This window comes from Roseobacter sp. N2S (assembly GCF_031454055.1).
Classification (GTDB): domain Bacteria; phylum Pseudomonadota; class Alphaproteobacteria; order Rhodobacterales; family Rhodobacteraceae; genus Amylibacter.
Genome location: NZ_JAVDQB010000008.1, coordinates 95,581 through 118,780 on the forward strand (window position 1 = coordinate 95,581; position 23,200 = coordinate 118,780).

20 protein-coding genes are annotated in these 23,200 nt (G+C 55.9%); 12 read left to right on the forward strand and 8 right to left on the reverse strand.

Annotation, left to right across the window (positions count from 1 at the left end; genetic code table 11):
* Window positions 1-67 precede the first annotated feature (67 nt).
* Entirely contained in the window at window positions 68-889 is an 822-nt protein-coding gene (locus tag GGE09_RS17220; RefSeq protein WP_309747409.1) for a bifunctional allantoicase/(S)-ureidoglycine aminohydrolase, read from the forward strand.
* On the opposite strand, the gene bhcR is transcribed toward GGE09_RS17220, so the two are convergent.
* Window positions 886-1,731: an HTH-type transcriptional regulator BhcR gene (gene bhcR / locus GGE09_RS17225; protein WP_309747410.1), complete on the reverse strand. Its 846-nt coding sequence runs from the start codon at window positions 1,729-1,731 to the stop codon at window positions 886-888. The two genes, GGE09_RS17220 and bhcR, sit on opposite strands and share 4 nt — an antisense overlap.
* A gap of 170 nt (window positions 1,732-1,901) precedes the next feature.
* Between bhcR and bhcA the strand changes: the two genes are divergently transcribed.
* The 6 genes from bhcA to GGE09_RS17255 all read left to right on the forward strand — a co-directional run bounded on the left by bhcA (window position 1,902) and on the right by GGE09_RS17255 (window position 9,713).
* On the forward strand, window positions 1,902-3,092 hold the full coding sequence (gene bhcA, locus GGE09_RS17230) for an L-aspartate--glyoxylate aminotransferase BhcA (protein ID WP_309747411.1): 1,191 nt from the start codon (window positions 1,902-1,904) through the stop codon (window positions 3,090-3,092).
* 15 nt (window positions 3,093-3,107) lie between these two features.
* On the forward strand, window positions 3,108-4,067 hold the full coding sequence (gene bhcB / locus GGE09_RS17235; RefSeq protein ID WP_309747412.1) for a beta-hydroxyaspartate dehydratase BhcB: 960 nt from the start codon (window positions 3,108-3,110) through the stop codon (window positions 4,065-4,067).
* 17 nt (window positions 4,068-4,084) lie between these two features.
* Complete coding sequence (gene bhcC, locus GGE09_RS17240; protein ID WP_309747413.1) at window positions 4,085-5,245, forward strand: 3-hydroxy-D-aspartate aldolase BhcC; 1,161 nt, start codon at window positions 4,085-4,087, stop codon at window positions 5,243-5,245.
* Between the two features lie 73 nt (window positions 5,246-5,318).
* Window positions 5,319-6,284, forward strand: a complete 966-nt coding sequence (bhcD, locus tag GGE09_RS17245) for an iminosuccinate reductase BhcD (RefSeq protein WP_309747414.1) — start codon at window positions 5,319-5,321, stop codon at window positions 6,282-6,284.
* A 146-nt stretch (window positions 6,285-6,430) separates the two neighbouring features.
* A complete protein-coding gene (locus GGE09_RS17250; RefSeq protein ID WP_309747415.1) occupies window positions 6,431-7,444 on the forward strand; it encodes a glyceraldehyde 3-phosphate dehydrogenase NAD-binding domain-containing protein in 1,014 nt (337 codons plus the stop codon).
* Window positions 7,437-9,713, forward strand: a complete 2,277-nt coding sequence (locus tag GGE09_RS17255; protein WP_309747416.1) for an NADP-dependent malic enzyme — start codon at window positions 7,437-7,439, stop codon at window positions 9,711-9,713. The genes GGE09_RS17250 and GGE09_RS17255 overlap by 8 nt, the downstream gene beginning before the upstream one ends.
* Before the next feature lie 147 nt (window positions 9,714-9,860).
* Here the strand turns inward: GGE09_RS17255 and GGE09_RS17260 are convergent, their stop codons facing one another.
* The 4 genes from GGE09_RS17260 to GGE09_RS17275 all read right to left on the reverse strand — a co-directional run bounded on the left by GGE09_RS17260 (window position 9,861) and on the right by GGE09_RS17275 (window position 13,669).
* Window positions 9,861-10,277, reverse strand: coding sequence for a hypothetical protein (locus tag GGE09_RS17260; RefSeq protein WP_309747417.1), 417 nt, complete (start codon window positions 10,275-10,277; stop codon window positions 9,861-9,863).
* Between the two features lie 246 nt (window positions 10,278-10,523).
* Complete coding sequence (locus GGE09_RS17265; RefSeq protein ID WP_309747418.1) at window positions 10,524-11,954, reverse strand: nucleobase:cation symporter-2 family protein; 1,431 nt, start codon at window positions 11,952-11,954, stop codon at window positions 10,524-10,526.
* A 57-nt stretch (window positions 11,955-12,011) separates the two neighbouring features.
* Complete coding sequence (locus GGE09_RS17270; protein WP_309747419.1) at window positions 12,012-12,503, reverse strand: ureidoglycolate lyase; 492 nt, start codon at window positions 12,501-12,503, stop codon at window positions 12,012-12,014.
* A 248-nt stretch (window positions 12,504-12,751) separates the two neighbouring features.
* Entirely contained in the window at window positions 12,752-13,669 is a 918-nt protein-coding gene (locus GGE09_RS17275) for a LysR family transcriptional regulator (RefSeq protein WP_309747420.1), read from the reverse strand.
* 97 nt (window positions 13,670-13,766) lie between these two features.
* Here GGE09_RS17275 and GGE09_RS17280 point away from each other — a divergent pair, with 97 nt between their 5' ends.
* Window positions 13,767-15,023, forward strand: coding sequence for a urate hydroxylase PuuD (locus tag GGE09_RS17280; protein ID WP_309747421.1), 1,257 nt, complete (start codon window positions 13,767-13,769; stop codon window positions 15,021-15,023).
* A 121-nt stretch (window positions 15,024-15,144) separates the two neighbouring features.
* Here the strand turns inward: GGE09_RS17280 and GGE09_RS17285 are convergent, their stop codons facing one another.
* Complete coding sequence (locus tag GGE09_RS17285) at window positions 15,145-17,100, reverse strand: TonB-dependent receptor domain-containing protein (protein WP_309747422.1); 1,956 nt, start codon at window positions 17,098-17,100, stop codon at window positions 15,145-15,147.
* 157 nt (window positions 17,101-17,257) lie between these two features.
* The gene (locus GGE09_RS17290; RefSeq protein ID WP_309747423.1) at window positions 17,258-17,539 is read right to left on the reverse strand and encodes a DUF2218 domain-containing protein; all 282 of its coding nucleotides are present in this window, start codon (window positions 17,537-17,539) and stop codon (window positions 17,258-17,260) included.
* 130 nt (window positions 17,540-17,669) lie between these two features.
* Here GGE09_RS17290 and GGE09_RS17295 point away from each other — a divergent pair, with 130 nt between their 5' ends.
* The 4 genes from GGE09_RS17295 to GGE09_RS17310 are packed head-to-tail and all read left to right on the forward strand — an operon-like array spanning window position 17,670 to window position 21,209.
* A complete protein-coding gene (locus tag GGE09_RS17295) occupies window positions 17,670-18,560 on the forward strand; it encodes a siderophore ABC transporter substrate-binding protein (protein ID WP_309747424.1) in 891 nt (296 codons plus the stop codon).
* 3 nt (window positions 18,561-18,563) lie between these two features.
* Complete coding sequence (locus GGE09_RS17300) at window positions 18,564-19,526, forward strand: iron chelate uptake ABC transporter family permease subunit (protein ID WP_309747425.1); 963 nt, start codon at window positions 18,564-18,566, stop codon at window positions 19,524-19,526.
* Window positions 19,527-19,539: 13 nt separating this feature from the next.
* Window positions 19,540-20,460 carry an iron chelate uptake ABC transporter family permease subunit gene (locus tag GGE09_RS17305; protein WP_405048567.1) on the forward strand — a complete coding sequence of 307 codons (921 nt, stop codon included), beginning with the start codon at window positions 19,540-19,542 and terminating at the stop codon, window positions 20,458-20,460.
* Window positions 20,457-21,209: an ATP-binding cassette domain-containing protein gene (locus GGE09_RS17310; protein ID WP_309747426.1), complete on the forward strand. Its 753-nt coding sequence runs from the start codon at window positions 20,457-20,459 to the stop codon at window positions 21,207-21,209. The genes GGE09_RS17305 and GGE09_RS17310 overlap by 4 nt, the downstream gene beginning before the upstream one ends.
* Window positions 21,210-21,242: 33 nt before the next feature.
* Here the strand turns inward: GGE09_RS17310 and GGE09_RS17315 are convergent, their stop codons facing one another.
* Window positions 21,243-23,192, reverse strand: a complete 1,950-nt coding sequence (locus tag GGE09_RS17315; RefSeq protein WP_309747427.1) for a TonB-dependent receptor domain-containing protein — start codon at window positions 23,190-23,192, stop codon at window positions 21,243-21,245.
* Window positions 23,193-23,200: the final 8 nt, after the last annotated feature.

The following is a 23,200-nucleotide window of genomic DNA, read 5'->3' on the forward strand; positions in this document are numbered from 1 at the left end:
GAAACGCGCGACTTTGGGGTAAAACGGCACCAGCGACCTTAGGCGCATTTCTGTATCGGAGAGTTTGATGAATAAATCGACGTATTTTGCCCCCAGTGGCGGCCACCCTGACCAGACCCAGCTTTTGTCGGATCGGGCGGTATTTACAGATGCTTACGCGGTTATTCCCAAAGGCACGATGCGCGATATTGTGACCAGTTTCCTGCCCTTTTGGGATGAAACACGGCTTTGGGTGATTGCCCGTCCGCTCAGCGGATTTGCCGAAACCTTTTCGCAATATATCATGGAAGTCCAACCGGGCGGTGGATCCGAGCGGCCGGAGCTGGACCCACAGGCGCAGGGCGTTTTGTTCGTGGTTGAGGGATCGTTTGATCTCTCCTTCAACGGTGAAACTTACAGGCTGGAAGAAGGCGGTTATGCCTATTTGCCTGCGGGTCTGAAGTGGACGTTGAAAAACAACGGGGACGCAGTAACGCGGTTCCATTGGGTGCGCAAATCCTATGAGGCAGTGGACGGTCTGGATCATCCCGACCCGATTATTGCCAACGAAAAAGACGTGGCCGCCAACGTGATGCCAGATACGGATGGCGTTTGGGCGACGACGCGGTTTGTGGACCCCACCGACCTGCGCCACGACATGCATGTGACGATTGTGACCCTGCAACCGGGCGGCGTGATCCCGTTTTGCGAGACACATGTAATGGAACACGGGCTGTATGTGCTGGAAGGCAAGGCGGTTTATCGTCTGAACCAGGATTGGGTCGAGGTAGAAGCTGGCGATTACATGTGGTTACGCGCATTCTGCCCGCAGGCCTGTTATGCAGGCGGGCCGGGGCCGTTCCGTTATCTGTTGTACAAAGACGTGAACCGTCACATGAAATTGGGTTAATCGGGGGCATTCTGGGGGCTGGCCCCCAATGCTTCTGAAACGCGGGCGGCGGCTGAAATCACGGCTGTCGCCAGTTTTGCCACCTCATCAGGCGCAATGCGGCTGGTAGGGCCTGACACGGAAATCCCTGCGATCACTTCGCCAAGTGCATTGCGGATCGGGGCCGCGATACAGCGCATACCGATGTTGCGTTCCTGATCATCCACCGAATAGCCGCGGGTTCTGATCTGTGCCAGATCCGCCTGTAAATCCGCCATGTCGGCCAAAGTGTGTGGGGTAAAACGCGCCAGTCCAGCCGTCCCGAACCGGTGCAATCTGGGGGCGTCAAAATAGGCCAGCAACACCTTTCCGATCCCCGAAGCATGTAGCGGTGACAGCGTGCCCGGTGGGAAAAACGCGCGGATCGGGGCATGGGTTTCCACCTGACCCAGAAACAGCACATGACCGTCTTTTTCCACCCCCAGATTGGCGGTTTCCCCCGTTGTTTCCATCAGGTCGCGCAGGATCGGACGGCTGGTTTCCACAAGGCTGGTGCGCCGTAAAAACGCCGAGCCGATCAGGAAGGCCCCCGCCCCGATATGCCAAGTCTGCGCGCTGTCATTGCTTTCAACAATCTGGTGCAACGCAAGGGTCGTCAAAACGCGGTAGATCGTGGCAGGAGATTCCCCCAAGCGCTGGGCCAGCGCGCTGAGCGTAATACCTTCGGCGCGGGCGACTTCGGCCAGAACCACAAGAGCGCGGTCCAGCGATTTGATGGTGTTCTGTTCGGTCTTTTCATGAAAGGCACGGGGCCGCCCCCGCTGTTTTCGATCCGCTTTATCGTCATTGTCTTGGAAAGCCATCAAATCTTCCTTATTCAAACTGAAATATGATTTCATAATATGAAAAATGTAACCATTTGACAATAAATAATAAATTTGAGATCGGTGTTTTTGAAAAATGATTTCAAAAAAATTGTGGAATGGGGGCGGGAGGCATAAGGTGGCTGGGAAACATTTTGATGGAGGAAACGATGAGTTTTCAAAACCCTGTCTTTATTCCCGGCCCGACCAATATGCCCGAATCCATTCGTCTGGCCTGCTACATGCCCACCATTGACCACCGCTCGCCTGTGTTTGGGGATATTTTGCACCCCTGTCTGGACGGTGTGCGGCGGGTTTTGAAATCTGAAACCGCCAAGGTTTTTATCTTTCCGTCGACGGGAACGGGGGGCTGGGAAACCGCGCTGACCAATACGTTGTCAGCGGGGGATAAGGTGCTGGCAGCCCGCAACGGTATGTTCAGCCACCGCTGGATTGATATGTGCCAACGCCATGGGCTGGACGTGCAAGTGGTGGAAACCCCTTGGGGGCAAGGCTTGCCTGCTGACAAGTACGAAGAAATCCTGCGGGCCGATAAATCCCATGAAATTAAGGTCGTACTGGCCACGCATAATGAAACTGCCACGGGTGTGAAATCCGATATTGCCGCCGTACGCCGTGCGCTTGATGCCGCGGGGCATCCGGCCATGCTGTTCGTGGACGGGGTCAGTTCCATCGGGTCAATGGATTTCCGTATGGACGATTGGGGCGTGGATATTGCGGTTACCGGATCGCAAAAAGGATTCATGCTTCCCGCAGGGCTGGCCATAGTCGGTGTCAGCGCCAACGCGATGGCCGCTTGCGCCAAAGCTAGCTTGCCGCGCACGTTTTTTGATCTGGGGGATATGGCCAAAGGCTATGCCAATAACGCCTTTCCCTATACGCCGCCTGTGGGTCTGATGAACGGGTTGAAGCTGTCCCTACAAATGCTTGAAGACGAAGGTCTGGACAACGTTTTTGCCCGCCACGCACGGATCGCAACAGGCGTGCGCAAAGCGGTCGATGCTTGGGGTTTGCAGCTTTGTGCGGCATCGCCTGATCTGTATTCCAATTCAGTGTCGGCGATTTGCACGCCCGAAGGGTTCAACGCGACGGATATCGTTAATGTGGCTGCGCGGGATTATGGCATGGCCTTTGGCGTTGGCTTGGGCGAGGTTGCGGGAAAACTGTTCCGCATCGGTCATTTGGGCATGTTAACGGACGCGATGATGTTGTCAGGGTTAAGTGTTGCCGAAATGGTGATGGTCGATCTGGGCTTGGATGTGAAACTGGGCTCTGGCGTTGCTGCGGCGCAGGAATTCTATCGTCTTGGGGCGCGAACCGCCGACCAAGCGGCTGCCTGATCAGGGATCGTAACGATGTATATTCCAAATTATGATGACATGCTGGCCGCCCATGAACGGGTCAAGCCCCACATCCACTGCACGCCTGTTCTGACCTCGGCCTATATAAATGCACTGGCGGGGTGTGAGATTTTCTTTAAGTGCGAAAATTTCCAAAAAGCCGGTGCATTCAAGGTACGCGGCGCGTCCAACGCGGTGTTCGGTCTGTCGGATGCAGAGGCGCAAAACGGCGTTTGCACCCATAGTTCGGGCAATCACGCGCTGTCCCTGTCTTATGCGGCAGGGCGGCGGGGGATTCCGTGCAATGTGGTGATGCCCCGCACCGCGCCCGAGGCGAAAAAGGCCGCGGTGCGCGGTTACGGCGGGACAATCACCGAATGTGAGCCGTCTACATCGTCCCGCGAAGAGGTTTTCGCGCAGGTTCAGGCCCGCACGGGTGGCAATTTTGTGCACCCCTATAATGACCCGCGGGTGATTGCGGGGCAGGGCACCTGTTCGCGCGAATTGTTGGAACAGATGCAGGATTTTGGCGGGCCGCTCGATATGGTGGTCGCGCCTATTGGCGGGGGCGGGATGATTTCGGGCACCTGTTTGACCCTGTCCCATCTGGCGCCAGAGGTGCGGGTGATTGCGGCGGAACCCGAACAGGCCGATGATGCCTATCGCAGTTTCAAAGCGGGCCATATCATCGCCGATGATGCACCAGACACGGTGGCGGATGGTTTGAAGGTGCCGTTAAAAGACCTGACATGGCATTTTGTAAAAAATCATGTCAGCGATATTCTGACCGCCAGCGATCCTGAAATTGTCGAGTCCATGAAACTGATCTGGCAGCGCATGAAAATTGTGGTGGAACCCAGCAGCGCCGTGCCGCTGGCCACCATACTGAAAAACCCCGATGTCTTCGCCAAAAAGCGCGTGGGCGTCATTCTTACTGGCGGCAACGTCGATCTGGCAAAACTGCCTTGGCTGTAAACAAAGGGACGAAACTCATGAAAGATATTAATTACGACGAACTGGAAGTCGGCTATGATGTTCCTGCCCTACCTGGCATGGCAGAGGCGGATATACAGACCCCTTGTCTGATCCTCGATCTGGATGCGCTGGAACGCAACATCAAGAAGATGGGCGAATACGCCAAAGCCCACGGTATGCGGCACCGCGCCCATGGCAAAATGCACAAATCGGTGGATGTGCTGAAGCTGCAACAAGACCTTGGCGCGGCCTGTGGTGTGTGCTGCCAGAAGGTTTCTGAAGCCGAGGTTTTCGCCCGTGGTGGCATCAAGGATGTGATGGTGTCCAATCAGGTGACAGATCCGGCCAAGATCGACCGTCTGGCGCGGATGCCGAAATACGGTTGTCGTGTGCTGGTCTGTGTGGATGATCCAGAAAACGTCAAAGCCCTGTCTGCGGCGGCGGTGAAACATGGCACAGAGATCGAGGCTTTGGTCGAAATAGACTGTGGCGCCGGGCGGTGCGGCGTTAACACCACGCAGGAGGTGGTGAATATCGCCAAGCTGATCGACGGGGCCGAGGGGCTGAAATTTGCAGGCATCCAAGCCTATCAAGGCGCGATGCAGCACATGGAACTTTACGCGGATCGCAAGGAAAAACTGGACGCAGCAATCGCGCAAGTGGCTGATGCGGTGCAGGGGTTGAAAAGCAACGGTCTGGAATGTGACATCGTTGGCGGCGGCGGTACAGGATCGTATTACTTTGAAAGTGCATCCAACGTGTATAACGAGTTGCAATGCGGTTCTTACGCCTTCATGGACGCGGATTATGGCCGGATTCTGGATGAAAACGGCAAGCGGATTGATGACGGCGAATGGGAAAACGCGCTGTTTATTCTGACTTCGGTGATGAGCCATTCCAAATCCGACAAAGCCATCGTGGATGCAGGGCTTAAGGCGCAGTCAGTAGATTCCGGCCTGCCGGTTGTCTATGGCCGCGATGATGTGGACTATCTGAAATGTTCGGATGAACACGGGGTGGTTTCTGACCCGAATGGCGTGCTGGCAGTGAATGACAAGTTGCGTCTTGTGCCGGGCCACTGTGATCCGACCTGCAATGTGCATGACTGGTATGTTGGTGTGCGCGGGGGCAAGGTGGAAACTCTTTGGCCTGTGTCGGCGCGGGGCAAAGCCTATTAATCTTTGCGAAATCACTCTTTGATCGGGACTGGCTTTCTGGCCCCGATCCAACTTTGTTCAAAGGCCCAAAATCATGTTGATCGTTCCCGAAAAAGAAATCGCCGCCCTGATGACCCGCGCCGCAGCCTTTGACGCTGTCGAGGGTGTGTTTGCATCAATGGCCGCGAAAACCGCCTGTAATTTCCCTGTGATCCGTGAAGCAATCGGCCACGCGGATGCGCTGTACGGGTTTAAATCGGGGTTTGACAAAGCGGCGTTGAATTTGGGGCTGAAATCGGGGGGCTATTGGCCGGGGAATGCGGAAAAAGGTATCACAAACCACCAATCCACGATTTTTCTGTTTGATGCGGACACTGGCAAATGCCGCGCGATTGTGGGGGGCAACCTGCTGACGGCCTTGCGCACGGCGGCAGCGGCGGCGGTTTCGGTGGCCCATCTGGCGCGTCAGGATTCGAAGGTTCTGGGCATTGTCGGCGCTGGGCATCAGGCGGCGTTTCAACTGCGCGCTGTGGCCGAACAGCGGGATTTTAATCGGGTGGTGGCGTGGAACCGTTCGCCCGAAAAACTGAACGGTTTGCGCGCTGTGGCAGAAGAGTTGGGCCTGCCGTTTCAGGCGGTCAGCCTTGATGATCTGGGTGCGCAAAGCGATGTGATTGTGACCATCACATCCAGTTTTGACGCCATTGTGCAAGACGGCCAAATCCGCGCGGGCACCCATCTGGCCTGTATGGGCACAGACACCAAGGGCAAACGGGAAATCGCCGCCAATCTGGCAGGCAAGGCGCGATTGTTCACTGATGAAATCGCCCAATCCATCAGCATCGGGGAATTCCAGCATCCTGTGGCTGATGGGCTGATCCAACAGGGTGACATTACCGAGTTGGGAGCCGTTATCAACGGCACAGCTACAGGGCGTAGCGGGGACGAGGAAATCACGATTTTTGACGGCACAGGCGTGGGTTTGCAGGATCTGGCGGTGGCTTCAACCGTGGTGGATCTGGCTGTTGCAAAGGGTATCGCCTTAGACGTTGATTTTTGATGCAGGCCACTGGCAAGCTTGATAGGCTTGGCGGCAGAAAAGACCCTGTCTTTCGGGACGGGATACGTCAGATCGCCCCCCGCCCAAAGCAGCCAGTGCCACCTAAGACGCGCCTTATCGCGCGTTGAACCGCAAGAAAAGTGAAGATGAAAAAGGTCCGCGTCGCAATTCATGGTTTTGGCAGGATCGGCCGTTCGATCTTGCGCGCCCTTATGACAACCCGTCAGGAAACAGGGATCGAGGTGGTGATGGTCACCGATCTCGCCCCGCTGGAAACCTGCGCCTATCTGTTTGAATTCGATAGCGTTTTCGGCCCGTTTCCGGGTCAGGTCGAAACGTCGAACGTGGCGTTGATGGTGAACGGGACCAAGGTTCCGTTTTATCAGATTGATCCCACTGCAGACTCGCTTGATCTGACGGGGGTGGATGTTTTTCTGGAATGTAGCGGGCGGGCAACCCGCCGTGATATTGCCGAACGGGGTTTGCTGGCGGGCGCAAAATCAGTGTTGATTTCCGGCCCGTCAGATGCGGCTGATGTGACGTTGGTTCTGGGGGCCAATGATGCCGCATTCACAGGCCAGCGTATCGTGTCTAACGCGTCTTGCACCACCAACGCCTTGGCCCCTTTGCTGCGGCTGCTTGATGATCGGTATGGCGTTTCAAGCGGGCATATGAACACCATTCACTGCTACACCAGCAGCCAGCCCACCATTGACACCGCCGGTAAGGATCTGGCCCGCAGCCGCGCGGCGGCCCTGTCTATGGTGCCCACCACATCCAGTGCGACCAAGCTGATTGACCGCGTTGTTCCACAACTGGCAGGGCGCATCACGGGCAGTGCGGTGCGGGTGCCCGTGGCCAGTGTTTCGGCGGTGGATCTGGTGGTGAAACTGGATCGCACAGGTGCGGATTTCAAAGCGGATTTAAAGGCGGCTGTGGCGCAGTCCGCCGTGCTTGGCTGGACGGACAAGCCGCTGGTGTCAACCGATCTGCGGCGTCGGGCGGAATCGCTGGTTCTGGCGGGGCCGGAATTGATACTTGGTCCCGAATTTACACGGCTCTTTGGTTGGTATGACAACGAATGGGGCTTTTCTAACAGAATGATCGACGTGGCGCTGAAAATGGGCGCTGCGCAAACGGAGGAGAACACACATGGCTGACGAAACCAAAAAGGCGGTCGAGCGCCAGGCGGCACTGGATTATCACGAGTTTCCAAAACCGGGCAAACTGGAAATCCGCGCAACCAAACCGATGGCCACAGGGCGCGATCTAAGCCGCGCCTATTCGCCGGGTGTGGCGGATGCCTGTCTGGAAATTGAAAAGAACCCTGCCGATGCCGTGCGCTATACGGCCAAGGGCAATCTTGTGGCGGTTATTTCCAACGGTACTGCGGTTCTGGGCTTGGGTGACATTGGCGCACAGGCGTCAAAGCCCGTGATGGAGGGCAAAGCGGTTCTGTTCAAGAAATTCGCTGGCGTGGATTGTTTTGACATCGAAGTGAACGAAACCGACCCTGAAAAGCTGGCCGATCTGGTGTGCAAGCTGGAACCCACCTTTGGTGCGATTAACCTTGAAGACATCAAGGCCCCAGATTGTTTTATTGTCGAACGTATTTGCCGTGAACGCATGGGCATTCCTGTGTTTCACGACGACCAGCACGGCACCGCGATTGTGGCCGCAGCGGCAGCATCGAATGCCCTGCGCGTGGCGAACAAACGGATCGAGGATATCAAGATCGTTGCCCTTGGCGCGGGGGCTGCTGGCATTGCCTGTCTGAAAATGATGATGGTGATGGGCGCGAAAAAAGAAAACATCACTATGCTGGACAGTAAGGGGGTTGTGCATACATCACGCAACAATCTGACTGCTGAAAAAGAAGAATTCGCCCGCGATACTGAAATGCGCACCACAATGGATGCGATGGACGGGGCGGATTTGTTCCTTGGCGTATCGGGCCCCGGTCTGTTGACACAGGATATGGTCAAACGCATGGCGGATCACCCGATCATCTTTGCACTGGCCAACCCGACCCCTGAAATCATGCCCGAACTGGCGCGCGAGGCATCCCCTGATGCACTGATCGCCACGGGTCGGTCAGATTACCCGAACCAAGTGAACAACGTTTTGTGCTTTCCGTTTATCTTTCGCGGGGCTTTGGATGTGGGCGCGACCCAGATCAATGACGCCATGAAGCTGGCCTGTGTTGAGGCAATTGCGGGGCTGGCGCGGGAAACCGCCAGTGCGGAACTGGGGGCGGCCTATCAGGGGGAGCGGCTGTCCTTTGGTCCTGAATACCTGATCCCGAAACCCTTTGACCCCCGTTTGCTCCCCACAATCGCGGTTGCGGTGGCAAAAGCTGCTATGGAATCTGGTGTGGCCACGCGGGATGTGGATTTGAAAGACTACCGCGCCAGTTTGCAGTCGCAGGTTTACCGTTCCTCCATGATCATGCGCCCTGTATTTGAGGCCGCCCGCCTTGAAAAACGCCGCATTGTTTTCGCCGAGGGTGAAGAACCCCGCGTGTTGCGGGCAGTTCAAGCCATGTCCGAAGAAATGCGGGTCAGTGCGGTTGTTGTAGGTCGCCCCGAAGTGGTGGAACGCCGGATCGAACGGGAAGGTCTTTCGATCAAAGCGGGTCGGGATTTTGAGGTGGTGAACCCCGAAAATGATGCCCGCTATCGGGATTATTGGGGCAGCTATCACAAATTGATGGCCCGCAAAGGCGCGACCCCTGATCTGGCCAAGGCGATCATGCGCACCAACAGCACGGCAATTGCCGCGACCATGGTGCACCGCGGCGAAGCAGACAGCATGATCTGTGGTGTCTTCGGGCAATATCACTGGCATTTGAACTATATCCGCCAGATTTTGGAAACGCCGGACCTGCATCCAGCGGGGGCATTGTCGCTGGTTATTCTGGAAAAAGGCCCGCTGTTCGTGGCCGACACCCATGTGCATATTGACCCCACGGCACAGCAGATTGCAGGCACAATGATCGCCGCCGCCCGCCACGTGCGCCGCTTTGGTGTCACACCGAAGGTGGCACTGTGTTCCAGCTCGCAGTTCGGCAATCTGGACAGTTCATCGGGTCGTTTGTCCCGCGAGGCACTGGCGATACTGGACGCAATCGAAACGGATTTTGAGTATGAGGGCGAGATGCACACCGATGCGGCCCTTGACCCGGATCTGCGCGAACGTCTGATGCCAGACAATCGCCTGACAGGTAAGGCCAATGTGCTGGTATATACCAACACTGACGCATCTGGCGCGGCGCGGAACCTGCTGAAATCCGTGGCTGATGGTCTGGAGGTCGGCCCGATCCTGATGGGGATGGGCAACCAAGCCCATATCGTCACATCTGGCGTGACCGTGCGCGGCTTGCTGAACATCGCGGCTTTGGCAGGGACACCGGTTTCCAGCTACGGCTAATCGGATCAGGCACCGCGCAGATGTGCGGTGCCTTTTTTCGGGGCTGATTTCGCTGAAGGGTATAAATGCAAAGGGCGCCGGATGTGGCGCCCTTTGCATTAAATGGTGTAAGCACGGCAAACGGCGGCTTCGAGCCCAAAAAGAAGCCTAATTGCCGGCCACCATACCCAATCCTGCGACAGTCGAATCTACAAAATGAGAGACGAAAAAGAAAGCCGCATACCAAGATGCAATCCCAGAAACCCCAATAGCGATCTGCTTGAACGAGAATTTCTCGATGGTGCTCATACGTTCGTAGAGGTCATTCGGAATTACACTAAGCAACAAGGAAATGAGCCAAATCGAAAGCGCCGCCGTGGTGAACGTTTCTAATCCATAAAGGACAATGTCGTCATTATGAGATTGAAGAACCTTAAGAACACCGATCACAGTAAGAGCCGAGAAACCCAAAACTATGTCGCTGAGAACCTTACGCCCCAGTGAAACGCCCAAGCTTCGTGTAGCTACCTCTGGTCCTACTTCAGTATCGGTTTTGATCTTAGGATTTGTTTCTTTTCTGTCCATCAAACTGAATTAGTCGATTCTCGGTAGTGAGAAAAGAAATTAAGCTCAACGGCAGCAAAGTCCCGCATACCAGACATAGACAAGCTCCGAGAAACGGATCCTACTTAAGCTCCCTAAAATTCTTCGGCAGCTTCATGTCGTCTGTGACCCTTTGTAGTATGACCGCACCACGCCCTTTGCATCATTTACTGCAAAGCAAAAGGGCGCCGGATGTGGCGCCCTTTTCTTTGGTTCTTGTGCTGTGGACTAGCCTTTTAAACTGCCCGCGCCATGGCCCGACATGCCGCCTGAAACTTCCTCGGTGGATTCGTTGGACAGTTCTTCAGGCAACAACAGGTTCAGCACAATCGCGATGACGGCGGCGGGCAACAGGCCCGATGTCATCAGAATGCGCAACGTGTCTGGCAGATATTGCACCGCTTTGGGATCAAGCTGCAGGCCAAGTCCGACAGACAGGGCGATAGCAAAGATCACCATGTTACGACGGTTCCAGTTCACGTCTGACAACATGGAAATACCTGCGGCCACAACCATACCGAACATGACAATTACGCCGCCGCCCAGTACTTCGATCGGGATGGTGCGGATCAATGCGCCAACTTTGGGAACAAAACCGCAAAGGATCAGGACGAATGCGCCGATGGTGACCACGTGGCGGCTCATCACGCCGGTCATGGCGATCAACCCGACGTTCTGGCTGAACGAGGTGTTGGGGAAGCCGCCAAAGATGCCAGCGACAGCCGATCCCAGACCGTCTGCGTAAGTGGCACCTGTGATTTCTGCGTCAGTTGCTTCACGTCCTGCGCCCCCTTTGGTGATGCCTGAAACATCGCCCACGGTTTCAACCGCAGACACAAAGGCCATCAGGCAAAAGCCGATGATCGCGGCAAAGCTGAACTCGATCCCGTATTTGAACGGAATTGGCATGGCGATGGTGGCTGCGCGGGACCAGCTGGTGGCGATCCCGTCCAGCGTGACCATGCCCAAAGCCATGGAATAGAAATAGCCGACAATAATGCCGATCACCACGGCAGACACGGACATCATGCCTTTGCCAAAGAATTTCAGCGCCAATGTCACAAGGATGACGACCAAAGCCACGGACCAGTTCATCAGGCTGCCGTATTCGGGTTTGTCGATGGCTGGCACGCCGCCCGCCGCATATTGGATGCCGACTTTGACCAGTGCCAGACCGATCATGGTGACGATCAGACCTGTGACCAGTGGCGGCAGGGCAAAGCGGACCTTGCCAATGATTGTGCCGATGATCGTGTGAAAAATCCCACCGATCAACACGCCGCCGAACAGGGCGGGCAGGGCCTCTACGCCTTTGCCAGCCACAAGCGGGATCATGATCGGGATAAAGGCAAAGCTGGTACCTTGCACGATAGGCAGACGTGCGCCAACAGGCCCCATGCCGATGGTCTGGAACAATGTGGCGATGCCTGCAAACAGCATGGACATCTGGATCAGATAGGTCATATCCGGAAAGCCCTGCGCCCCCGCATCAGACCCGAACCCAAAGCCAGCAGCCCCTGCAATGATGATCGCAGGTGTCACGTTGGACACAAACATCGCCAGAACGTGTTGCACGCCCAGCGGTATCGCTTTGTATAATGGTGGGGTAAAATTTGGGTCGCGGAGCTGGTCCGGTGTCCCGATTGAGTTGTCAGCCATGTGTCTATGTCTCCCTTAAAGACGGTTTCCCTTTGCCCACTCTTGATGGCGGTTCGCTTAATTGCTGCGCTCGATCCGCCAAGGTAGATCAAACCAGTGTTCTTGCAGATTTGCCCCGTCGCCGATGCGATCAATCGCGGCGAACAGGCCGGGTTCATGCAGGGGTGTTAGCACGCCGTGCCAGACATTGCGGTGAAAGTTGATCCCCTGTCCGCGCGCTGTGACAAAAGCCAGCGGTGCGCCGGGCGCGCCTGCGTCATCAGGCGCAACCACCACCAGAAACGGGTTCTGGTGCATGGGAATAAACGCCTGACTGCCGTCGGGATGCCGTTCCATCATTTCCAGCGCCAAAGGCAGGCTGCGGACTTGAGCGTTGAACAGGCTGATACCCGCCACTCCATCGTTAAAATCCATCTGCGCGCGGTCGTGATAGCGGCCACACAGGCCTTGGTTGATCATCTTATCTGGCGTGCCGGCCACGTCCAGCACATCACCAAAAGGCGCAAATGCCGCGCGTGAAAGAGGCTGGATCAGGATTGTGCGGCTCATGGCGATAGTTCCTTTGTAGCGGTCTTTAAGCGGTTGAACCCCTTGGGGGCGGCGTGATGTCTATACTGTCCCAGCAGGTATTAGACCCCCGAATTTCAACGTTAAGATGTTATAGGGCACGATACCCAGATCGTTTTTCAAGAAAAAACGAAAGCACTCTAAAAATTACCTGCGTTTTGCAATGTAAAAGCCTAAAACTTTGGCAGGTAAAGGAAAAACACAGGCATTTCTGCTATCGGTACGTAACTTTAGGGGTGATCCGTGGCGCTGACCGCACTCTCGATCCGTTCGATCATGAATTCCATGAACAATCGGGCCTTGGGGTCTTGATGGCGGCGATGGGTGTAAAGGCAGGCCATTTGAACGGGCAGGGGCGGTGTGTCCTCGACCACTTGAACCAAGGCACCGCTGCGCAAATGAGCGGCGATTTCAAACACCGGTTTCAGGGCAATTCCAGCCCCCGCCAACGCCCAATCGGTCAGAACATCCCCGTCGTCGCTTTCGATCCGGCCCCGCACATCGAATTTGCGCGGGCCATCTGGGGTTTCCAATTCCCACTGAAATTCAGTTGCACCAGGGTACCGCAGGTTCAGACAATTATGTGCGCCCCGTTCGATTTCCGTACCGGTCTTGGGGTGGCCATGAGTGCGGATGTATTCAGGGCTGGCACAGAGCACCCGTTTACAATCCGCAATCTTGCGGATCCGCAGGTTTGAATCCGCAGGCCGCCCCAGAAAGAAGGAAATATCCAGCCCCTCGGCGGTCAGATCAATGTTGCGGTCGCTGAGCCGAAGGCGGACATCTACCAGCGGATATTGCGCGGTGAATGCAGGGGTGTAGGGCGCAATCAAACGCCGCCCAACCCCAAGCGGGGCGGCGATATGCAAAGTGCCACGGGGGTTTTCAGTCACGTCACCGATGCTGGCTTCAGCAGATTCCACCGCTTCTAGTACAGTACAGGCCCCTTCATAGAACAGTTGTCCCTGCTCGGTCGGGGTCAGGCTGCGGGTGGTGCGTTGAAACAGACGCACATCCAGATGAGCCTCTAGCTGGGAAATGCGGGCCGAGGCCACGGCAGGCGAAATCCGTTGATCCCGTGCGGCAGCGGACATGCTGCCCAGTTCATAGACACGGATAAAAGTGCGGATGTTATCGAAGTAGGACATTGTTTGGTTTTTTTTGACACTCTTTGCTGAATGACAAGCGTAGCGCGAAAATCACCCATTGGATAGTCTGAAGGCGACACTTCAAGAGGACGAAAAAATGTATGATATCGCGATCATTTGGGACTGGTTTGCTTTTGCGGTGCGGTGGCTGCATGTCATCACCGCAATCGCGTGGATCGGGTCGTCCTTTTATTTCGTTGCGCTGGATTTGGGTCTGAAAAAAGTGCCCCATTTGCCTGTCGGTGCCCATGGCGAGGAATGGCAGGTGCATGGCGGCGGGTTTTACCACATCCAGAAATATCTGGTGGCCCCTGAAAACATGCCCGACCATCTGGTCTGGTTCAAATGGGAAAGCTACGCCACGTGGCTGTCAGGTGCGGCGTTGTTAATGATCGTGTATTGGGTCGGGGCAGAGCTGTTTCTGATTGATCCCGCCAAGGCTGATCTGGCGGTCTGGCAGGCGATTGTCATTTCGGGCGGATCACTGACGTTAGGTTGGATTTGCTACGACTTCCTGTGCAAATCCAAACTGGGTGAAACACCGACTGTACTGATGTTGCTGCTGTTTGGCATTCTTGTGGCCATGTCCTGGGGTTATAACCAAATCTTCACAGGCCGTGCCGCGTTGCTGCATCTGGGGGCATTTACCGCCACAATCATGACGGCCAATGTGTTCCTGATCATCATGCCAAACCAACGCATCGTGGTGAAAGACCTGCAAGAGGGCCGCACCCCTGACCCGAAATACGGTAAAATCGCCAAGCTGCGCAGCACCCATAACAACTACCTGACGCTGCCCGTGCTGTTTTTAATGCTGTCCAACCACTATCCGCTGGCCTTTGGCACGCAATACAGCTGGATCATCGCCTCGTTGATTTTTCTGACAGGGGTGACAATCCGTCATTATTTCAACACCATGCACGCCACAGGCCGTGGGCCAAGCTGGACATGGGCGGTCACTGTGATCCTGTTTATTGTCATCGCATGGCTGTCCACCGCATCGGGCTGGAACGGTGAATATGACACCGTGGAAAACCAGCCGTTGACCAAATATGAACAGAAATACGCCTCGGCAGACGGGTTTGACACCGTGCATGACATCGTGATGGGCCGCTGTTCCATGTGCCATGCCCGCGAACCCGCATGGGAGGGCATGCACTGGGCCCCAAAAGGCGTCTACCTCGAAACCCCGAACGACATCGCCCGCGCGGCCCGCCAGATTTATCTGCAAGCGGGCGTGACCCACGCCATGCCCCCCGCGAATATCACCTATCTGCCGGATGCGGATCGGGTGAAAATCGTCAAATGGTTTCGCGCGGCCAATGACGCATCACTGGCACATTTATTGAACTAACTTATGCGGAAAAAAAACCGTCCAAAGTTTTTTTGTTTTTCCAATATCCCCGCCGGAGGCTAAAACCGACAGCCCCGCAAAAGCAGGGCTGTCAATTCATTCAAAGCCTTGAAAACAGCAACTAGAACTTCATCATCGCACTGATTTTCAAAGACCGCCCCGGTTCCTTCAGGGGTTGCACCGATGCGAATTCCTGTCCGTTTGTGGCGCGACTGGCGTAGGTTTGGTCAAACAGATTGGTGATCTCGCCACGCAGGGTCAGGTTGGAATAGCGCTTGGGTTGCCATTCCACAAAAGCGTTTACCACTTCGTAAGATGGCAGGGGCAGACCCGCTGTGCCAGAGCTGGTCAGATAGGTATTGGTTTCTTTCAAAACGATCTGCGCATCCGCGCCAAGGGTCAAACCGTGCTGCGCGAAAGTGTGGCCCAGTTCCAATGTAACCACCTCGCCGATGGGGGTTGTCAGGTAGTTGCCTGTGTAGGAATCTGCGGGGTTGCCGTTCACTGTTGTGTCAATGTTGGCATAGCCGATGCGGGCAAACCCGCTGCCCCAGTTGTACCCCAACCCCAGTTCGAACCCTTTGGATTCCATATCTGCGCTCAACGCAGGCCCGCCCCCCCAACTGGCAGCACGTGCATTGTTGATTTTGGTGTGGAACAGTTTGCCTGACAGATCCCAATTGCCAAATTGCGCGCGTGCACCAAGAAAGAGGTTCTCGGACGTCACCGCTTCAATACCGGAAGCGGGATAAACCCACGCGGCGTTCTGGATAAAGTTTTCAGCCAGCGACGTGCCGCCCCAAACCTCTGAATATCCAGCACTAAGGGTCAAGGCGTCAGTCACATCCAATTCACCCGAAATATTACCCGAGAAGCCTGAATCGCTGAATTTCGAGCCGTCAACACCCGTGAAATTCTGGTGATCCGAACGCAAGCCAAAGGAGAGGCGGGTCCGATCCGTGGGGGTCAGCCGGGCCTGTACGAACAGGCCGATATTGCGCAGCTTTTCCTTGGTATAGTCGGTGCTGACTGGCGGCCCAAAGGTCGAATAGGTCAATTCGGCACTGTCCGAATAGAAATCCAACCCAGCCGTGATCTCGCCGTTTGCCAGTGCGAAACGGTTCTGCAAAGTGCCGTTGAAACTGTCGGTGGTGCCATAAGATGACGTGGTGGATTCGTCGATCTTCAGGTCGGTCACACTATAAGCAAATGAGATTTTAGGGTCCCACCATCCCTCGGGAGAGGCGTCGGTATATGTGAAGACAAGGTTCTGTCGCGCCAGATTATAGGGGCGGGTCAACGGAACAGGGCGCCCCCCGACGATCAGCCCGATATTGGCGCGATAGGGGCGGGACTCGTCATCTTTGACGTTCTCGTAAGACAACTCGAACCGATCGCCAGACTCGGTTTGATAGGCGATCTTGGCCAATCCGCTAAGCAGGTTGGTGCCCGATCCGGTGATATCAGTGCCCGATCCGTCCTTGTGCAAATCACCATCGGCGAATTTCAGATAGCCAAGGTATTCAAATCCGCCGACCCGCCCGTAGGCCGATCCGCTGGTGCTGTAGGTGTTGCCGTTGGAGTCGTATTCGCCTTTGACCATGCCACCAAACGATTTCCCCTCTGCCAGCAAATCCCCCACATCGCGGGTTTCATAGGCGACGGCACCTGCCAATGCGCCGGGGCCTGAATCCGCGGCTGCAACACCGGGTTCGATGCGCACGGCTTTTAGCAGGGCAGGGTCGATCAATGTGGTCGCATTATGGTGGAAAATCTTGTTGTTCTGCCGCCCGCCATCAATTGTGACGGCCAGGTTGGTTTCCTCTACCCCGTTCACATACAGCTTTTGGGACGCGGGGATCGAACTGCCCACCGCAATTGTGGGCTGACTTTTGTACAGATCCTTAATGTCTGTGGGGTTCTGTCGCGCGATGTCTTCTTCTGACACTTCAACCGAGTTTTCCGATGCGGTTTCAAGGATGATTGTGTTCAGTTGAAACGGTTCATCGGATTGCCCATAGGCGGCTGTCGCCCCCATGCTTGCGGTCAAAGCCGCACTGATAACGGAATGCCTCATTGCCATACACCTTGTCTTAACTATCTGTGTTTGGTGGCTAGGAAATATTTTCAGGCTGCCTGTCAGCGGTCCGTTAATCATATATTATTAATTTACTCAAGTATTCCAGCGCGACAGTTCAAAAGGTTTCCAGTAATCCGTCGTATTTATGGCACAACTACTGCCAAGTCATGGTTTCAAAGTTCTCGCGAAAGGCAAAGCTGACCAGATGACTGTCAATTGCGCCTTGGGCGCGGGCTGTCAGATCGGGATCAGTTAAGGTTATGGTAACGCGCAGCGTTGTGTCGCTGGCGTGTAACTCTGCAATGCCAAAGGGGAAATCCACGCGCCCTTTTTCAGCGTCATAGCTGACGGCTACTTTATGGCCGAAGTGCTTGCACAGCTGCTGCAAATACTTTGATGCGTTTGGTGTTTTAAACAGGCCTGTTGTCACTGCCATCGGTGATTCCTTTTCCGACTAAAATAGTTAGTTTACGCTAGACTCTGTGTTTTTGACGGCTTACTCAACAAGAAAATCACAGATGCAAAGCCAGCTTCGGTCAGCCATGCAGCAGAACAGGAAACGTTCCATGCTCAAGGCTTTGACATTTATTTTGGCCGTCGCGGCAGCGCCGGTTCCGGCGCAGACCGTCACAATTGAAACCTTTCGTGGCCCGGTTGACGTGGCTGAAAAACCCCAAACCATTGCCGTTCTGGACTTGGCGGCGCTTGATACGCTAACCGCCCTTGGGGTGCAGGCGAACGGGGCTGTGCGTCCGTTTTTTATTCCGTTTCTGGAAGCTGCCGCGGCAGACAGCCAGCCGATTGGCAGCCTGTTTGAACCGGATTTTGAAGCTTTGAACGCCCTGCAACCGGATCTGATCATCGCGGGCGGTCGCTCGACCACGCAGGTGCCTGCACTGGCCAAACTGGCGCCGACGCTGGACATGACCATCGACACAGACATTGTGGCCGAGGGTCTGGTCCGTTTGAAGTCTTACGGCCAAATCTTTGATCGTGCGGATAAAGCCGCCGCGCTGGCCACTGCATTTGAAGCCAAACTGCAACAGGCGCGCGCTGCGGCCAAAAATAAAGGCACCGCGTTGATTGTGATGACCAACGGGCCGAAAGTTTCGGCTTATGGCGCGGCGGGGCGGTTTGGTTGGCTTTATAATGCGGTCGGCCTGAAACCCGCGATCACTGAAATGGAAACCACCACCCACGGTGAAGCGATCAGCTTTGAATTCATCCGCGATGCCAATCCGGATATGTTGATTGTGATCGACCGTCTGGCAGCGATCGGGCGGGATGGGGCTTCGGCGCAGGCGACGCTTGATAACGCTTTGGTGCATGAAACCAAGGCTTGGTCCACGGGTGCTGTAATCTATCTTAGCCCTGCGCCAATCTACATTGCGGGCGGCGGAATCCAATCCATGACCCAAACTCTGGACGAGCTGATCGCGGCCCTTTCGGACAGTTAAGTTATGCTTGTGGGTCGTCATGTCCTTGCGGGCAGCGTCGTTCTGGCGATGCTGGCCGCGGGCTCGCTTTTTGTCGGGGTGATCGACCTGAAGCCAAGCGATTTGTGGCAGCAAACCGGGGCTTTGAACCTGTTGCTGGTCAGTCGCGCGCCGCGCACAATTGCGGTGATCATCACGGGGGCTGCTTTGGCCATCTGCGGCGCGATTTTGCAGATGTTGGTGCGGAACCGCTTTGTGGAGCCGATGACCGCAGGCACTGGGCAGGGCGCGGCGCTGGGGATTTTGCTGGTAACTTTGTTTCTGCCCGAGGCCTCCTTGCTGGTCAAAATGGCGGTGGCCGCTTGCACCGCGCTGGCCAGCAGTGTGGGGTTTTTGATGATCGTGCGCCGCCTGCCGCCGACCCAACCGCTGTTGGTGCCGCTGGTGGGGATGGTTTACGGCGGTGTAATCGGCGCGGGGGTGACCTTTGTGGCCTATCAGGCCGATCTGTTGCAATATATCGACGTCTGGATGAACGGCGAGTTTTCGGGGGTTTTGCAGGGCCGCTATGAGCTGTTGTGGCTGGCTGCTGCGGTGGCGCTGCTCAGCTATTTCGCAGCTGACCAGTTCGCTATTGTCGGCATGGGGCGCACGGCCAGCATCAATCTGGGGCTAAATTATACCCAAGTGGTGCTGATCGGTTTGGTGGCCTTGTCCATCGTCACTGCGCTGACGGTTGTGACAGTTGGCATGATCCCGTTTGTGGGGCTGGTTGTGCCGAATATTATCTCTCGGTTTTACGGGGATAACCTGCGGTCCACCTTGCCGGTTACCGCGCTGACAGGAGCGGTTTTTGTGCTGTGTTCGGATATTCTGGGCCGTTTGTTGCGTTATCCGTTTGAAATTCCTGTGGGCACGGTGTTTGGGGTGATCGGCACCGGTATTTTTCTGTGGCTGCTCTATGCGCCGAAACGCCATGTATCTTAAGCGGCTATTGTTCATGAGCGCGCTTTTGGTGCTGTGTTCGGTCCTGTATATGACCCTAGGCGCCAAGGGCAGTTGGGGGTTTATTCTGCCGTTTCGCGGGCAAAAACTGGCAGCCTTGCTGCTTGTAGGGGTGTCGGTTTCAACGGCGACAGTGCTGTTTCAGACCATCACCCAGAACCGGATTTTAACCCCGTCGATCATGGGGTTTGACGCGCTTTATGTGCTTTTGCTGACGCTGTTGGTTTTTGTGCTCGGGGGGCAGAGCTATGTGCAAATGCCGGCCATCGGGCAGTTTCTGTTAAACACCGCGCTGTTGATGGGGGCATCGGTTGCGTTGTTCGGCACGTTGCTGGGGTGCGGGCGGGTGGATTTGATGCGGATGATCCTGACGGGCATCATCTTAGGCGTGCTGTTTCGATCGCTGACAGGGTTTATGCAGCGGATGATTGACCCGAATGAATATGCGGTGATCCAAAGCGGCTCTTTCGCGCGGTTCACCCAAATTGATACGTCATTGCTGGGGATTTCCACGCTGCTGACCCTCGCCGCGTTGATTGTGGTCTGGCGCGTGCGGCATCGTTTGGATGTGCTTGCGCTGGGTCACACAGCGGCTGTCAATCTGGGAGAGACCCCGAAACGCGCCACTTTCTTGGTTCTGGTTCTGGTGGCGCTGCTGGTGTCGGTATCCACAGCCCTTGTTGGGCCGGTGGCGTTTTTGGGGCTGCTGGTGGTCAGTCTGGCCCATCTGATCACCCCCACCCCGAGACATGCGATCCTGCTGCCCTCTGCCGCTTTGGTGGCGATGATTGTGCTGGTGGGCGGGCAGACCATTCTGGAACGGGTGCTTGCGCTATCTACACCACTGTCGGTGGTAGTGGATGTGCTGGGCGGGCTGTTGTTCCTGATCCTTTTGCTGAAAGGCACCTTCCGATGATTACGATTTCAAACCTGTCCCACAAAATTTCAGGCAAGACGGTTCTGGCTGATATTTCCTTGCAGATCGAAACGGGGGGCGTCACGGCATTGGTGGGGCCGAACGGGGCGGGGAAATCTACGCTGCTGTCCCTGATCGCGCGGCTGGACCCGATCCAGACGGGGCGCATTACGGTGAATGATCTGGTGATCGGCCAGTGTGACAGCACGGATCTGGCCCGCACACTGGCCATTCTGCCACAGGCCGAGGAAACCGCGCCGCGCCTGACGGTGCACGAGTTGGTGGCCTTCGGGCGTTACCCCTACACCAAGGGCCGCCCGACAGACGCCGACAGGGCGATTATAACCCGCACCCTAGAAGTGTTTGACCTGCAATCCCTGTCCGATCGACAGTTGGATACCCTGTCAGGCGGGCAGCGCCAGCGGGCCAAAGTGGCGATGACCTATGCGCAAGACACGGATTATCTGCTGCTGGATGAACCGCTCAACAACCTCGACCTTTCCGCGTCGCGGTCCCTGATGAAACTGTTGCGGCGGTTGGCACATGACAGCGGCAAGACCGTCATCATCGTGCTACACGATATCAATTATGCCTGCGCCTATGCGGATCAGATTGTTACGTTGAAACTGGGTAAATTGGGGGTGGTGGGCGCGCCTGCGGATATTGTGACGGATCAACTGCTGCAAGACGTGTTTGAAACCGATGCGCAGGTCCATCACATTGACGGGCAACCCCTGGTCAAAGTGTAACCCGAGGCGGGGTTGCCGCCTCGGATCAGGGCGTTAGAACTTGATCGTTGCTGTCAGGCGCACCATGCGACCGGGATCGGTCAGGGGCACAACATTGGTTGCATCAATCCCGTCCGAACTGCGCCGCGAGAATGTGGAATCCAGCAGGTTTGTCACATCAAAGCGCACATTCAGATTTTGCATCTGGCGGGGTTTGTATTCGGCAAACAGGTTGATCACCTCATAGGCAGGCAGGTCCATCGCGGTGTCGCTGTTTTTCAACGCAACCTGTGCGTTGCCCCCTACAGTCCATTCGTTGTTAAAGGTGTAGCCGCCTTCCAAACCGATCACATGACCCACTGGGCGACCCAGATAATAGGCGGTTGATCCCGCCGCTGCCCCGTCGATTTCAACATCGGCATAGGTGTAGTTGGCCCGTACAAAGCCCTTGTCAAAGGTATATCCAAGCGAGCCGTCAAACCCGCGGGATTTCAGGTTGGCAACAGCTCCCCGTGCCCCTGCAGTGGGCAATACGGCGTTGATGTCATCAACCCGCGTGTCAAACAGGGCGGCTTTTATGTCCCATGGGCCTTTGGCAAAGCGCACCCCGATCCGCGCGGCAGTGGCCCGCGATGTGGTGAAGCCAGTGTAATCCCAGGCGGTGCCAAAGTTGATCAGCGCCGCTTCGCCCAATTCATAACCGCCCCAACTGGACGCCAGACCAGCATTCAGGGTCCAGTTGTCGTTCAGCATAAAGTCGATAGACCCGTTGGCACTGGCCCCGTTGGCGCTGTATTTGCCACCATCTGCTGCATCAAAGGTCTGCCAGTCATAACGGGCCCCATAAGACACGGACACGCGGTCACTTAGGTCCTGACGGGCCTGTGCGAACAGGCCAAGGTTGGTATGATCCTCGCGGCCTGAACTGTTAAACGGCGCTGCAGCACGGGAATAGCCCACGGCAGTTTCGTCAAAGAAATCCAATCCGGCCGTGACCGTGCCGTTGGCCAGTTCGAATTTGTTTTTGAACGTACCTGAAAAGCTTTTGTTGGTGCCTGTGACGCCGCTGGCATCCAGTTCCTGCTCGTTATAGCTAAGCTGGACTGTGGGGGCGAACCAGCCTTCGGCGTTTTCATCTGTGTAGGTTAGCGTGTAGGAGGTACGTTCTGACAGACCCTGCACGAGAACGCTTGGGCGGCCCACAACACTTGCGAAATCGGGGCGGATAAAGAAAATTCCCCCCGGTCCAGCCTGCGCTGCACGGTAGCCGTCATCTGTGGTTTGCGAGGCTGAAAAGGACAGTTTCTTGCCGCTGTCAGAGGTATAGGCGAATTTGGCGATGTAATCCGTCAGCTCTGTTTCGGTGCCTTGAATCGTGGTGCCATCGCCGTCTTTGTAATCGCTGCCCGATGCTTTTGTTCCGCTAAGCAAATATTCAAATCCACCTGTGCGCCCGAACAGGGACAGTGTACTGCGAAACCCATAGCCGTTGGACCCGCCCGACAAGGTGAACATGCCGCCGCGATTGTCGCCGTCTTCCAGCAGGTCGCTGGCGTCCTTGGTGGTATAAGCGATGGACCCTGCCAATGCGTTCGGACCTTGATCTGCGGGGGCAAGACCTGCGCTGACCTCAACCGATTTCAGCAAAGCGGGGTCGATCAACACGTTGCCTGTGTGGTGGAAGGCGGATTTGTTTTGCCGCGCACCGTCGATGGTGACGGACAGCAGGCTTTCTTCTACCCCGTTCACAAAGACCTTTTGCCCGATAGGGGCGCCTCCGCTGGCGGTGATGGACGACTCGCCTGCAAACACGTCCGCAATGGTCGAGGCGTTGCGCTTTTCGATTTCCTCTTGGGTGATTTCGTCGTTGCCAAGCACGGCCTGCGCCTGTGCAGATTCAATGCGCAGCGTGCCCAGATCAAAAGGATCGGCGTCTTGTGCAAAGGTGATGGTGGCCGTGGAACACAGCAAAGCGGCAAGCAGGGCGCTGTTGGTCGGTTTCATAATGTCTC